Below are 13663 nucleotides of genomic sequence, written 5' to 3'. Positions count from 1 at the left end.
CCGCAATGCTGATGCCACCGCTCCGGCTCCAAACGATCTCATCACCGCAGACGCCGTTGAAGGCGGCCTTGCGGGCCTGCGCGGGGTCACTCGGACTCGTTTTCGCGTATAGCTGCAGCTATAATCTCCTTCTTCTCGCGCCATCCATCTATCTGCTTCAGATCTATGATCGCGTGCTGTCGAGCCGCAGCGGCGATACGCTCCTGATGCTGACACTGATTGTTGCGTTTACCGTCGTGGTTGGCGGAGTGCTTGATGCCCTGCGCCGCGCTGCATTGGGGCGGATGGGCGAATGGCTTGAAGAAGAGCTCCATCCGGCAATGCTCTCCGCATGCCTCAAATACGCCCACGAAGCCGATCGGGCGCGGTCATCGGAAGCATATCGCGATCTCACGACCCTGCGTCAGTTCGCTCAGTCAGGAGCCAGCTCGACGCTGTTTGACGCGCTTTGGACGCCGCTCTTTCTCGGCGTTCTCTTCCTTGTGCATCCGTTGCTGGGAGTGATAGGCGCGCTCACCGCGCTTCTCCTGCTTGGTCTCGGGCTTGCCGGAGACAGGCTCACGGAAGGCCCGCAGGCGCGGTCGGCTGCAGCACTGACGAGGAGTCAGGGATGGTTCGCCATGGCCGCCGGAAACCTCCACGTGATCAGGGCCATGGGAATGCTCGACGGCGCTGCGCGCTTCATTGGCCAAGCTGCGCAGGATGCGAGAAGTGAGCAAGCCGTGGTGCAACGCCGCCACGAGACCATCATGCTGATCTCCAAACCCGCACGGGCGCTGGCGCAGGTCCTGATCATGGGCACTGCCGCCTGGCTCGTCCTGGAACAAAGCAGAAGTCCCGCCATCATCTTTGCTACCAGCATGCTGTTCGGACGCGCGCTCGCGCCCATTGAAGGGGCGATTGCAGGCTGGAAGGCTTTCGCGATGGTCCTGGCCGCCTACCGCCGACTCAACGACATCATGTCCGCTGCCACCCCGGTCAAGAGCATCAAGGCCTTCCCGGACCGGAAGGGCAACCTCATCGTCAACAATGTTGGCGCCGTGTTGCCGGGATCGAACCATTTGATGCTGAGAGATGTGTCGTTCAGTCTCGCGCCCGGTGAATGCCTTGGCATCATTGGTCCCTCCGGCTCCGGCAAATCGACGCTCGGCAAAATCATCACTGGAATCTCCGCTCCGATGGTGGGTTCGGTCCTGCTCGGCGGCATCGACGTTTTGGCCGTGCGCGATTTGGGTGGCGGCCGGCGCCTTGGATATCTGCCGCAGGATATCGATCTCTTCGGAGAAACGGTAAAGGACATCATTGCACGGTTGAACGACGCCGATTTGCAGAAGGTGATTGAAGCAGCAAAGCTGGCCGGCCTTCACGAAACGATCACTCGGCTGCCGCAGGCGTACGATACGGTGGTCAACGTCGCAGGGGCCAATCTCCCACGTGGGTTTCGCCAGCGCCTCGGCCTTGCACGGGCGTTCTTCGGCGATCCGCACCTCGTGGTCCTCGACGAGCCGAACTCCAGCCTGGACAGTCTCGGCGAGCGCATGCTCTTCGACGCCATTGAACGGATGAAGGCGGCCAATACAATTGTCATCATCATCACCCACCGGATAGGGATCCTCGGCGCAACGGACAAACTTGCCATCATGCAGGGCGGTGCGGTCAGCGCATTCGGTGAGAGCAGGGAAATTTTCGAAAGGTGTTTGTCACGCCCCCAGGTTGCTTCGCGCGAGCCTGTCTCATGAAAATTTCAGTCGCTCACATCAACATTCGAAAGGCTCGACGGTGGTTGAGATCGGCGGCGCTGGTGCTCTCCGACCTGCCTCGCGGTGTCACCTGGATCTGCATCAGACATTTTCACCGTCTCTTTGACCGAAGGAGATGGGCCCGTCTGGAAATTGCATTCACTCACGTCGAGATTTGGGAGGTCCCACGGTGGTTGCGATCGGCGCCGCCGGCGCTCCGCGATCGACTTCGCGGCGTCACCTGGACAGGAAATCTGCTGGTTTGCGGCTTCGTCGTTGGTCTCGGTACCTGGTCAACCTATGCCCCGCTCGAGAGTGCCGCGATTGCGATCGGCACCGTCGAATCCGAGTCGAGCCGCAAGACGATTCAGCACCTTGAGGGTGGCATCATCAGGGAAATTCTGGTCGCGGACGGCGACGCTGTCCGCGCCGGACAAACACTGATCTCGTTGGTGGACACCAAGGCCCGTGCCGAAGCCCAGAGCCTGCAAGGCCAGTTGTGGGAAGCGACGGCACGCGAAGCTCGGCTGCAGGCGGAACAGCGCGGAGAAGAGCGAGTATCGTTTCCGGCCAGGCTGGAGATGGCGCAGATGGCGAGTGCCTCTGTCGCCGATGTCCTTGCGGGCCAGCAAGCCATCTTCGAAACGCGCCGGCAGGTCTTTCAGTCGCAAGCGGCCGTAAACCGCGAAAAGAGGTCGCAGGTGGAAAAAGAGATCGAGGGCCTCAGGGCGCAGGAAAGCGCGGCCTCAAGGCGCATCGAAATCGTCCGCGAAGAAGCGGCGACCGTCGCTATGCTTGTTAACAAGGGACTTGAGCGGCGTCCGCGGCTTCTGAACCTCGAGCGGGAAATGGCTGACATCGAGGGGCGGCGGGGTGAGATTGTCGCGCAGATATCGCGCGCCGGGCAGGTTATCAACGAATCGCAGGCAACTCTTCTCAAGCTCGAGAACGACCGTCAAAACGAGATCGCGCAGTCGCTGCGCGAGGTGCAGAACCAGATCTTTCAGATATGGGAACGACTGCGGGCGGCCGACGACCAACTCTCGCGAACGGCGATCCAGGCACCCGAGGACGGCGTGGTAACCGACCTTAAGGTCCACACGCCAGGCGGCGTCATTGGCGCCGGCGCACCTCTCATGGATCTGGTTCCCCGGCAGGATCGGCTCATCGTGATTGCGCGCGTCAGGCCCGAAGACATCGATGTGGTCCGTCCCGGACTGAGCGCCGAAGTGAATCTCCTGCCCTACAATCAGCGCCGCGTGCCACCGCTCCATGGGACTGTGATGCACGTGTCTGCCGACCGTCTGGTCGACAAGCGAACCGATCAACCCTACTACGCAACGAAGATTCGAGTGCAGGATCCGGCCGGCGCCGGGTTCGCTGGTGTCCAGATCATTCCGGGAATGCCGGCCCAGGCGTTCATCAAGACGGGTCGCGGCACCGTGGCGCTCTACGCCCTCAGGCCTCTGCTCGACAGCTTCCACAGCGCGTTCCGCGAGGATTGAACTGCGAGCAGAACTGCTAGCTCAGGCAGCTCTCAAGATGATCGCACGCGTGAGGGCTGCGCATGACCGTTGGCTCGCCGGCTCCAGCGAATGACCGCCTCGGTGCGGTTATGCGCGGAACATTTTCGCATGATACGCTGAATATGCATTTTTACGGTGTTTTCCGAAAGGTTGAGCCTGACGGCAATCAACTTGTTGGGAAGGCCCAGCTGCAGCGCCTCGAGCACATGCTGTTCGCGTGGCGTAAGGTCGACCATCGCCTTCTCCGGCATAATCCTGGTGGCGCCGTTACCCTCGTTAGCTCCGAATAGCTCGGGCGCGTCGGGGCATTCCGATATCGCCTTGAGGCTCGACGCTCCATTTTGCCCAACGATCGCTAACGGTCGGTAGACCCCACCGGCAAGAACCAAGCGCAATCCGGCAATAGCGACTTCGACCGGGATCGATATCGGGAAAAAACCGCGCACTCCCCGTTGCATCGCAGCTGAAGCCGTCGCATCGTCGTCGCGATTTGACAACACGGCAACCGACGCTTTCGGGCAGGATTCTGCGAGTAGGGCGAGGCTTTCCTCGATCGAAGGGTCAGTCATCTGACTGTCCCCGATACTCAGCGCAATCAAGCGGATATCTCTGCCGGATAACCAGTTCAGGCTATTCGTCGTCGCCATCTCGACGATCTCGAATCCAGTGAGTTCTCTCTCGAGGATATTGAGGATGCACGTACGCGCCAGGACATGTTGCTCGATGATCACGATCACCGGCGAGTTTTGTGATACGAGGGCTAGTTCCGCAGGATTAGAAAAATCGTCCATGATGTCCCCGAATTCAGAGAAGGGCTTGAGTCACTCCGCCAGTTTTGATTTCCATTTTCCATGGAGCAAAGTCTGCCCCACACACTCTGCAGCGAATTGCTGCTGATCGCGACGTGCTTTCGGTTTTCAAGTTCGTTCGCAGGAACGTCATCAGGGGACCTTCTGGTCCGTCGCAACAGATCTAGCTGCTGCAAATATTGCGATACGCGCTCGCCGCCGCCGAATTCGCGGGACCATCGACGACGTATGCTTCATCTTCCGTCACGAGATATAAAAACGGCCGGTCTCCGGTGTCTTCACCCGACGCTTTCCTTCCTTTGACACGGCCGCAAATGGTGTCGACGGATTTTCCGAGCGTGTTTTTGCGGGTGGCACGTTTCATCTCACCGAACTCGGCGGACGCCGGGTCCTCCAACTTCGCGGCAATCGTGGTCTTCGCCTTGATAATGACCGGATCGGACGTCTCAGCGGGCCGACCAGATGCCGGAGCCTCAACTTTCGCTTCGGTCATGGTGGACTTCGCTTTTTTCTCAGCGAGTTGGGGCCTGTCGCGGACGTGGGCAGTCGACCGTTGTTCCGTCTTCGCCGCGACAGCGGGCTTTCCTTTTGTTGTCTCGGAACTGGTCTTGGATGACGCTGGCGCCGGTTCAACCGGCCGGCTGGCTGCGGTCATGTTGATACGACCGAGCCCAGTCGCATCCATGCACGCGTCCATGCTCGCTTGCGGCAGTGAAGGGTAGCTACAGCCAACCAGGGTCGCAGCTAGAGCACCAATGAGAAGCGTTCTCATGCTAATCCCTCATAAGGGGCCTGAGTTCCGCTCGCACTTCTTGCGGCGATCTAATGTTGTTGCGCTGGTTGTCTATCATTTGCGCAAAAGTATTAACTGCTGCTTAAGCGCCCGTCCTTCGCGGCAAGCTCTTGTTATGCTGACAACCGAAACAAGCGTCAGCGCGTTTGCTTCGTATCGGAAATCCGCCCGCATCGTAAGCGGATTTCGCAAGTATGCTTCCTAAAGGAGAACGCTGGAGCTGAAGGTCTATGACGCGCTACTCGCCGCCCAATTCGCGGCGGCGCGCGCGGCATCCGACCCAGTTTGGTGGGCAAGGGAGGTCGAAGCGGGTGACGCTTTTGCCTACGAGGGCAATCCTCTCGTAGCTTTCTGGCTTCGCTCTGGGGAGGGTGCTTGCGCCATATCTCAGGTCCAGGCTTGCTTGAGGGAACTTGGTCGCGCTCCCGCGCGGTCACGTTATTAATGTCGGCTTCACCGTAGATTAGGTCCGCCGCGTGGCGAACCCGATTCGAACCTACCATCCGACAAGTTTCTGAGTTTAGGCGGGCGATCGGAGAAAATATCGTAGGTTTGCGTCGTGTGGGGAAAAGCGGTAGCGCTCTCTCGCTACCACCACTCATTCTGCCTGGATCCCTATGGCCTGAAGGTACGGACGAGCGTCCGTCGCTCGTCGCAGTGAGCCACCGGCGATCCCCATCACTGGCCGTTCCATCGCCGCGATGATGCCGAGTCGGCGGCCTTCCAAGTCTCACATTGACGGCCAACTGGCGAAGCGCGAGCGAAACGAAGTCTATTTTTTTCCCGCCTTTGCAGCAACCGCTTCCCATTTCCGCGCCTCGCTCTCGATGAATCGTGAAAACTCCTGGGGCGACATAGGCAGGGGGTCCGATCCCAGCGCACGGATCCGTTCAACGATTGCCGGATCCTTCAGTGCGGTGACAAAGGCCGCGTTGAGTTTTGCGATCACATCGTCCGGCGTTGCGGCAGGCGCAACGATGCCGAACCAACCGGTCGCTTCAAAACCCGGAACGCCTTGTTCGGCAAATGTTGGAACGTCCGGGAGGCGTTGATATCGAGTGGCCGAAGAGACGGCGATGGGCGCAATGAGACCGCCTTCGATCGCAGACATCGCCGATGGAGGATCGATCACGCCGAGCGTCATATGCCCGCCGACCAGATCGGTAACTACCGGGGCCATGCCGCGATAGGGCACCAGCTCGATCCTGGTACCGGCCATCTGATTGAACATCTCGGATGTCAGGTGCATCAGCGTACCGTTACCACCGTGACCGATCGTAAGGTTGTTTGGCTGGCTTGCCATGGTGATGATCTCGCGAAGCGTTTTCCCCCGCAGCGCATTTGAGGCTGCGAGAATGAAAGGCACCGACGCGAGGCCGGTAACCGGCGCGAGGTCCTTGATCGGGTCATAGGCTGCGGTCTCCTGGACACCGAGGCTAACGCCCAGCCCCGCGGCTCCACCCAGCCCGATCAGGTAGCCGTCTGGTGGCGCCTTTGCGACCATGCCGATCGCGATCGCTCCGCCCGCACCGGGGCGATTTTCGATCACGAGCGCCTGCCCTAATTGCTTTTCAACATTCGGCTGCACGATGCGCGCGATTGCATCGGAACTGCCGCCGGCAGGGAAACCAACGACGAGACGGATCGCACGTTCGGGGTACACGCTCGCGGCGTAACCACTCGTGACGCCGGTCCACTGACATGCGAGCAGGATTGCGATCAATACCTTTGAAGCGCTTCCCATCGTCCCCTCCGATCGTTGATTGAACCCTGCATGGCGGACCAGCAGGATTGGCTTTTCCGAAAGTGTCGCAAGAAGGCGGCAGATCAGTCAACCGTCAACGATGATGTCGAGCGAGCATGACCTGTTTTGTCGTCATTAAAAATCTCTGTGCAGCGGGTGAAAGAGCGAACCCCGCGCGATCGGTTGCGTCTTGTGCGGGGGGCTACGAGATCGCGACGATCTCAAGCTCTTGACCGGATGTACCGACGACATCCCCAACAGCTTTTCCCATCAGAGACCTTGCCACCGGGGACACGAAGGAAATGGAACCGGCCTTGGGGTCCGCTTCGTCTTCTCCCACGATATGATATTTCTGCACGCGCCCATCGTCGCGCCTGAAGGTCACAGTGCTGCCAAAGGCGACCGTCTCGGTTGACGTCGGATTGGGGATGACCTGAGCCGTCCGAACTCTCGCCGCAAAGTAGCGCGCATCGCGCAAGGGGGTTGCTGTTTGACGGCGGCGTTCATTCACATCTTCGATCTTCTGCGCGGTCTCGTACGCCTCGCGGGCCTGCTGGAGCTGAAATTCCAGGGCCTTTAATCCCGCTACCGTAACGAGGTTCGGATGAGGTGACACCGGGCGGTCGGGAAGCAACGTCTCCGACGCCGTTTCGGCACTGTCTTCCTTGGTGAAGGCAACGCTCAAGCTCAAAACTCCTCTTAAGCGAGATATGCCAAAAGCGGTCGGCGACAAGACCGCGGACGCAGTCAAAGGAACCGTGGCGCAACGCTCAGTCACTTCTGCGAATCATACACCGCGGAGCGAGACGGGCGCTATTATCAAGTTACTTCGTTTGTGAAGGCTTGTTCCGTCGGCAGTTCCTCGGCATTGGGGTCGCCCGGCGCCGTCGCCCAGGCCAGTTCGACGAGCGTCACGATCCGCCGGCCGGCACCGTCAAGCTGGCAAACGATGAGGCCCTGCTCCTCGATATACGTCAGCAGGCGCCGCGCACGGCGCAACGAATGTGAGCCATAGGCGCGCGCAATCGCGGCATCGCCCGGGCAGGGCCAGCCTTCCTTCGCGGCGCGGGCAATCATCATGAAGACGCCCTGCATATCTTCCGGCAGGAGCGAGGCGCGGACCGAGACATCCTGCCACCCGTCATCCTCTGCCATATCGGAGCCGAGCCCGGCGCGGGCGCGCGTCAGCATGCGACGGAAGTCAGCAAGGTCCGGCACGTCCGAACCGAGGCCTTCTATTCGGCAACGGACCACGAACTCCTGATAGAGGACGCCGATGGCGCGGAAGCCTGCGTCGGGCTCCGCCATGACGGCGCGAAGAATACGGTCCACGCGCTCGCGCCGCTCCGCCAGTTCATCGGCGCTGAGCCGTTGTTCCACCGCCTCGGAACGGATTTCCAGCGCCGCGGTTTTTGCCGCCATGAGCTGCTCGAGGAGGTCTGGTGACGACCGGCGCTGCGGCCGGTTATTTCCGGGCGGCGGCGCTGCCAGGATGATGGCGCGTGCGTCCGCTGTCGCTTCCGGCATCGGCATCAGGCGCGGGGTCGCGTTGCGCGGCGTGGTGTCCGTTGGGCCAATGCGCAGCCCCAGCGGACGGCGGGAGAGCGCCGGTCCCAGCGCCATGAATTGCCCGCGCTCCAGATCCCGGAATGCCTCGGCCTGCCGCCGCTCCATGCCCAGAAGGTCGGCGGCGCGCGCCATGTCGATATCCAGAAAGGTTCGGCCCATGAGGAAATTGGACGCCTCGGCCGCGACGTTCTTGGCGAGCTTCGCCAGTCGCTGGGTGGCGATGATCCCCGCAAGCCCGCGTTTGCGGCCGCGGCACATCAGGTTCGTCATCGCGCCGAGCGAGAGTTTGCGCGCCTCGTCCGAAACCTCGCCGGCGACGGCCGGCGCAAACAGCTGCGCCTCATCCACCACCACCAGCATCGGGTACCAGTGGTCGCGGGCGACGTCGAAAAGCCCGCCGAGGAAGGCGGCGGCGCGCCGCATCTGGTTCTCGGCGTCGAGCCCTTCGAGATTGAGCACCGTGGAGACGCGATGGATGCGTGCGCGCTCGCCGGCGACCTGCAGGCCCCGCTCGGTATGCTCCTCGGCATCGATCAGCAGGTGGCCGAATCGCTCGGCAAGCGCCACGAAGTCGCCTTCGGGGTCGATGATGGTCTGCTGCACCCAGGGCGCACTCTGTTCCAGCAGCCGGCGCAGCAAATGGGATTTGCCGGAACCCGAATTGCCCTGCACCAGCAGGCGGGTCGCCAGCAGTTCCTCGAGGTCCAGGTTAGCCGGGGCGCCTGCCGTCGTGTGTCCCATCTCGATTGCAACGGTCATGGCTCGACTCAAAGTCCCCTTGGCGGAGGCGGGCTTAACAACCTGATCGCAGCCCGTCGAGCGCCCATGGCTGACCACGCCGTGTTCTCCACGGCGCAAAGCGGTCGTTCACAGGCAATCGGCAGGTGTGGCTTGTATGGGTAGATGGAGTCACACGGCTAACTGACAAGATTTTCAGCAGGACGGAGCAAGTCAGCGCGACGAGGACACATTCTTTAATTGTACCAGGAATGTCACCAGCCATCCGCACGCAAACATGCCCGCGAGACCAAGTGCCGTTCTGCGATCAATCAAGGACAGGTTTGTCCACCACCAGATCCGGTAAAGCCATATTCCTGTCGTGGCTACGCCAAGCAAGCAGACCAGCATCTTGAGAAAGGACGAGTTCGCGACACCCAGAGCGCCAAACAAAAGCGTTGCCGGAACGAGAAACATCGTGCAGGCGGATATCAAAGTCTCGTTCATGGGCCCTCAAGACATCTACGAATCGCCGCGTTACATATGCAGTTTGCAGCAACCTTTACCGTTCTGGAAGCAACGCCGATGCGGCTGACGCCTGGCTTGCGCCGCCCAGGATGCGGGCGTCCAATCCAGTCCGATCAAGCAATGTCGAAATCCCAGAAGGGTTTGTGGCTGGCAAACCGGCATCCGCCTCACGCCGCCCAGCACTGTCCCCCCGCCATCGACGCGAAGCACCTGGCCCGAAACGAATGCACCGAGCGGTCCTGCGAACACTTCGACGACGCGTGCGACTTCGTCGACGGTGGCGATACGGTCGAGCGTGCCAGTTTCCACCATTCGTTCCTGGTCCACCGCGCGCGTGCCCATGAAGCGGCCGGTGCGGGTGTCGACGGGCGCGATGCAGTTGACGGTGATTTCGTAGGATCTGAGTTGGTCTGCGAGGCAGCGGGTGTAATGCGTCATACCCGCTTTAGCGACCGCGTAGATCGAGCCGTTGGTACGGCCCTTGAAGGCCGCGACTGAACCGAGGTAGCCGAGGAAGCCAATCGGTTGCCGTTTGGTCTGGCGTCCTACGCCTTTACCAGCTCGACCAAGACGGCGACCGCGATCGGCGCGGCCATCGAAGCCGGCATGGTCTCGATCAACAGTTTTGGTCTGGCTTTGCCTGAAGTGCCGTTCGGCGGCGTCAAGGATTCCGGCTATGGCTCGGAGGGCGGCACCGAGGCGATGGACGGCTATTTCAACACCAAGTTCATCACCCAGACCGGGGTGTGAGCAGATCGCGAAGCCAACACACACTTTGCTTCGCTGACGTGACATAGCCCGACGCTCTACCGGAGTGTCGGGCTAATGTCGTACCGACCATGCCAGAAGCAGGATGACGAGCACGATCAGTCCTGCCGACAGGCTCTTCCAGAAGACGAGCGGATCGCGTTCGTAGAGCGAGCGCCGTGCGGCGACGGCGGGCTTCGCCCACATCGCGCCATTCTCGAGTTCATGTGAGAACTCGATGACATCGCCGCAGCGTTGCGCCGGATCGACGTTGAGCGCCTTGCCGATCACGGCGTCCAGCCACGCCGGCAGGTCGGGGCGATAGCGGGAGAGGGAAGCGGGCTTGCCGAAGCGGGGCCGCGAGAACGGCTCGATCTCGCCATAAGGGTAGGCGGCAGTGAATGTCCGGTACACGGTGACGCCGAGCGCATAGAGATCGGAAAACTCGTCGCCGGTGCGTCCGCCAAAGAGCTCCGGTGCCATATAGCTCGCGGTGCCCGGAATATCCTCCGCCGGAAAATCCTCCAGCAGCGGTACGCGCGCGACGCCGAGGTCGACCAGCCGCAATCCGCCGGCCTTCAGCAAAATCACGTTATCGGGTTTGATGTCGCGATGGATGATGCCGGCCCGGTGCAAGGTCGCAACCGCGCGCGCCAGCTTGGTCGCAATCCCGATGCCTTCGGCGAGCGAAAGTTGCGGCGAACGATTCAGTCGCTGTTCCAGCGTCTCGCCTTCGTAAAGCGGCATCACCGAATAGAGGCGGGTCTGCCGTTCAGCCGGTAGTTCGATGGTTTCTCCGATCCACAGGCTTCGCACGCGCGCCGCGACCCACGCCTCGCGGACGAAGGCGAGGCGATAGGAGCCCTCGCTGGCGACGCGCGGATGCGGAAACTTCAGCACGAGCTCGCGGCCCTGCCGCTTGTCGATCGCCTTGAACAGCCGGCTGTAGCGTCCGTCCGACAATACATCGCCGAGCGTGAAATCGTCGATGACGTCGCCGGTTTCGGGCAGATCCAGAATCGGAAGCGTCGCGATCGAGTGAGTGAGCTCGACGCGGTCGGCGGGCGGGAGGTCGACGACGTCGAGCACCAGCGCGGTCATGTTGTCGCTGGAGCCGGCATCCATCGCTGCATCGACCAGAGCGCGGGCAGATTCTTCCGGCGAGGCGCGCTCGCTCAACAGCACCTGCAGCCGGTGATCGGCCAGCACGCCATGAACGCCGTCGCTGCAAATCAGCAGCCTGTCATGCTGGCGCAGCCCGACGGTCGCGTAATCGAAGCGCGCAAAATCCTCGAAGCCGATGGCGCGGTTGAGCAGATGCGCGAGATCACCGCGTCCGGCGATGTGGTCGGTGGTCAGCCGCTCCAGGCGCCCCTCGCTCAGGCGATAGGCGCGGGTGTCGCCGATGTGAATGATGTGGCACTGCCGCTGCGACAGGATGATCGACGAAAAGGCGCAGCTCATGCCGCTGAGCAGGGGATCAATGCGGCCTTGTGTGTAGATCCAGCTATTGGCGGCTTCCAGCGAGCGCGCGGCCCGGCGGCGCACGCCGAGCGTTTCGGGGAGGGAATAATAGGCGTCAATGAAGCATCGAACCGCGAGTTCGGCGGCTTCGCGACCGCCCTTGTGTCCGCCGACGCCGTCGGCGACCGCGGCGACGATGTCGCGGTTGCTGACACCGGACCGGCCAAGGCAGGTCCCGACGTAATCCTCATTGGCGGACCGCTTGCCGGTCTCGCTGACGAAGCCGACGCGAACCCCGAGATTTCGTTGCGAACCGATCGTCACCCGCTCGGCCTGTCAGTTAGCAGCGCGCGTCGTCAGACCCGCGCTCCGGATGCGGCGCCCCATGTGGTGCGCCAGCGCACCTTGACCATGGCAAGTCCGAGGAAACCAAGCAACGCCAGCAGGCCGAAAAACACGAAGCCCGCACCAAACCCGCCGGTCATTCCCTTGGCGATGCCGAGCGCCTTGGCAAGGAAGAAGCCGCCGATGCCGCCGGCGCAGCCGACCATGCCGGTCATCAGGCCGATCTCCTGGCGGAAGCGAAGTGGAATGAGCTGAAACACCGCGCCATTGCCCATGCCGAGCGCGAGCACGCCGATCGAGAACAGCAGCACCGATATCCAGGCGATCCGCGGCATCTCGGTGAGCGACCAACCCGCGGGCGCCGGCGCGGCCGGCCCCTCCGGCATGAAAGCGATGACGAGATAGGCCGCGACGACGACGCCAAAGAACATCGACAGTGAGCGGATGCCGCCGATGCGGTCAGCGAGCAGGCCGCCGACCGGGCGGAAGCCCGAACCGAAAGCGACGATCAGGGAAACCAGCAGGCCCGCCGCGACGCCTGACACGTGATACTGCACGGAGAAATACAATGGGAGCGCGTTGGCCAGTCCGACAAAGCCGCCGAACGTGATGAAGTAGAAGAACATGAACCATCGGCTGTCGGGATCGCGCAGCAGTGTACCGTAAGCCTTCAGCGAGATCGCTTTCCGCTCTCCGGGCGCATCCTTGGCGGCGTAGGCGTAGTAGGCGAGGATCAGCAACATCGGAACCAGCAGCACGCCGAACACGGCTTGCCAGCCCCAATGCTCGGCGATCGTCGGTGCAAACATCGTGTCGAGCACGACACCCATATTGCCGGCGCCGGCGATCCCCATCACCACGCCCTGATATTGCGGCGGATACCAGCGGCTCGCCTGCGGCAGCGCCACCGCGAACGAGGCGCCGCCGATGCCGAGCGCGAGACCGAAGATCTCCACCGACAGCTTGGTCGGGAGGCCGAAGTAGCAAACCCAAGCAGTTGCGGCGATGACGACGAGTTGCGCGATAATTCCGGTTCGTTTGGCGCCGAACAGGTCGGCGAGAAGACCCATCGGTACCCGCAGCAATGCGCCGGCCAGAACCGGGATCGCGACAAGCGTGAACTTCTCGTCGACGGCAAGGCTCATGTCGCGCACGATGTAGACGATCAACGGACCGAGCGCGACCCAAGCCATGAAGCTTATGTCGAAATAGAGGAAGGCGGCGAGCAGCGTGGGCCAGTGCCCTGCCTTCTTGAATTCAGCAAACTTCATCGAGCAGCCTCGAACATCGGTGCGCGACACCGCACAAGCACGGTGATCTCGGCACAAAGGGATGGAATTTTGGGAAGCGAGTCGTCTCGTCGTTGAGGCGCACTCTGGTCCCAACGTCAGCAATTCGTGTGCCAGATGAAACAAGCGCGCCACTTTGCAAGTCTTTGCAGTGCCTTGCGGCGCGTGGCGAACCCCGCCGCGAATGCGGCTGTTGCTCCGTTTGGTGGCAAAAGCAGCCGCGCGAACGTGCAGCATGGTGTTTTATTATGCGGTGTCGGGTATCTGCGGAAAAGCGCGCCTGAAAAGCCGCTTATCCGTGTCGTGCCGTTTCCGGGGGCAAATCGACACCAGGTCGTGGTTAAGTATTCGTGTTGTGCACAATGCCTAGCCCGAGGGGCTGATTTTTTGGGC

11 protein-coding genes and 1 pseudogene are annotated in these 13663 nt (G+C 61.7%); 3 read left to right on the top strand and 9 right to left on the bottom strand.

All coding sequences use genetic code 11. The annotated features are described in order from the left end of the window. Positions 1-5 precede the first annotated feature (5 nt). The gene (locus ACPPVP_RS36325) at positions 6-1739 is read left to right on the top strand and encodes a type I secretion system permease/ATPase (protein ID WP_426528356.1); all 1734 of its coding nucleotides are present in this window, start codon (positions 6-8) and stop codon (positions 1737-1739) included. Continuing rightward, positions 1736-3244 (top strand): HlyD family type I secretion periplasmic adaptor subunit, encoded by a 1509-nt coding sequence (locus ACPPVP_RS36320; protein ID WP_426528355.1) that lies wholly within the window; start codon positions 1736-1738, stop codon positions 3242-3244. The genes ACPPVP_RS36325 and ACPPVP_RS36320 overlap by 4 nt, the downstream gene beginning before the upstream one ends. Positions 3245-3276: 32 nt before the next feature. On the opposite strand, the gene ACPPVP_RS36315 is transcribed toward ACPPVP_RS36320, so the two are convergent. The 7 genes from ACPPVP_RS36315 to ACPPVP_RS36285 all read right to left on the bottom strand — a co-directional run bounded on the left by ACPPVP_RS36315 (position 3277) and on the right by ACPPVP_RS36285 (position 9887). Beyond that, positions 3277-4056 (bottom strand): helix-turn-helix transcriptional regulator, encoded by a 780-nt coding sequence (locus tag ACPPVP_RS36315; protein WP_426528354.1) that lies wholly within the window; start codon positions 4054-4056, stop codon positions 3277-3279. Positions 4057-4237: 181 nt separating this feature from the next. Beyond that, positions 4238-4759, bottom strand: coding sequence for a hypothetical protein (locus ACPPVP_RS36310; RefSeq protein ID WP_426528353.1), 522 nt, complete (start codon positions 4757-4759; stop codon positions 4238-4240). Between the two features lie 880 nt (positions 4760-5639). Then, positions 5640-6611: a Bug family tripartite tricarboxylate transporter substrate binding protein gene (locus tag ACPPVP_RS36305; protein ID WP_426528352.1), complete on the bottom strand. Its 972-nt coding sequence runs from the start codon at positions 6609-6611 to the stop codon at positions 5640-5642. 202 nt (positions 6612-6813) lie between these two features. Beyond that, positions 6814-7296, bottom strand: coding sequence for a transcription elongation factor GreA (greA, locus tag ACPPVP_RS36300; protein ID WP_426528351.1), 483 nt, complete (start codon positions 7294-7296; stop codon positions 6814-6816). 134 nt (positions 7297-7430) lie between these two features. Next, entirely contained in the window at positions 7431-8939 is a 1509-nt protein-coding gene (locus ACPPVP_RS36295) for a helicase HerA domain-containing protein (RefSeq protein WP_426538237.1), read from the bottom strand. 192 nt (positions 8940-9131) lie between these two features. Next, positions 9132-9404 (bottom strand): hypothetical protein, encoded by a 273-nt coding sequence (locus ACPPVP_RS36290; RefSeq protein ID WP_426528350.1) that lies wholly within the window; start codon positions 9402-9404, stop codon positions 9132-9134. Between the two features lie 30 nt (positions 9405-9434). Then, positions 9435-9887: an SDR family oxidoreductase gene (locus ACPPVP_RS36285; RefSeq protein ID WP_426538235.1), complete on the bottom strand. Its 453-nt coding sequence runs from the start codon at positions 9885-9887 to the stop codon at positions 9435-9437. Positions 9888-9926: 39 nt separating this feature from the next. Here ACPPVP_RS36285 and ACPPVP_RS36280 point away from each other — a divergent pair. Beyond that, positions 9927-10175, top strand: a pseudogene (locus tag ACPPVP_RS36280) (aldehyde dehydrogenase family protein); the annotation flags it as partial. A gap of 72 nt (positions 10176-10247) precedes the next feature. Here ACPPVP_RS36280 and ACPPVP_RS36275 read toward each other — a convergent pair. Both ACPPVP_RS36275 and ACPPVP_RS36270 read right to left on the bottom strand, forming a co-directional pair. Beyond that, entirely contained in the window at positions 10248-11960 is a 1713-nt protein-coding gene (locus ACPPVP_RS36275; RefSeq protein WP_426528349.1) for a protein kinase domain-containing protein, read from the bottom strand. Positions 11961-11992: 32 nt separating this feature from the next. Then, positions 11993-13252, bottom strand: a complete 1260-nt coding sequence (locus ACPPVP_RS36270; RefSeq protein ID WP_426528348.1) for an MFS transporter — start codon at positions 13250-13252, stop codon at positions 11993-11995. Positions 13253-13663: the final 411 nt, after the last annotated feature.

Source organism: Bradyrhizobium sp. McL0615, assembly GCF_049993905.1.
Classification (GTDB): domain Bacteria; phylum Pseudomonadota; class Alphaproteobacteria; order Rhizobiales; family Xanthobacteraceae; genus Bradyrhizobium.
Note: the sequence above shows the minus strand (reverse complement) of the source record. Positions and strands in the feature narration are given on the sequence as shown.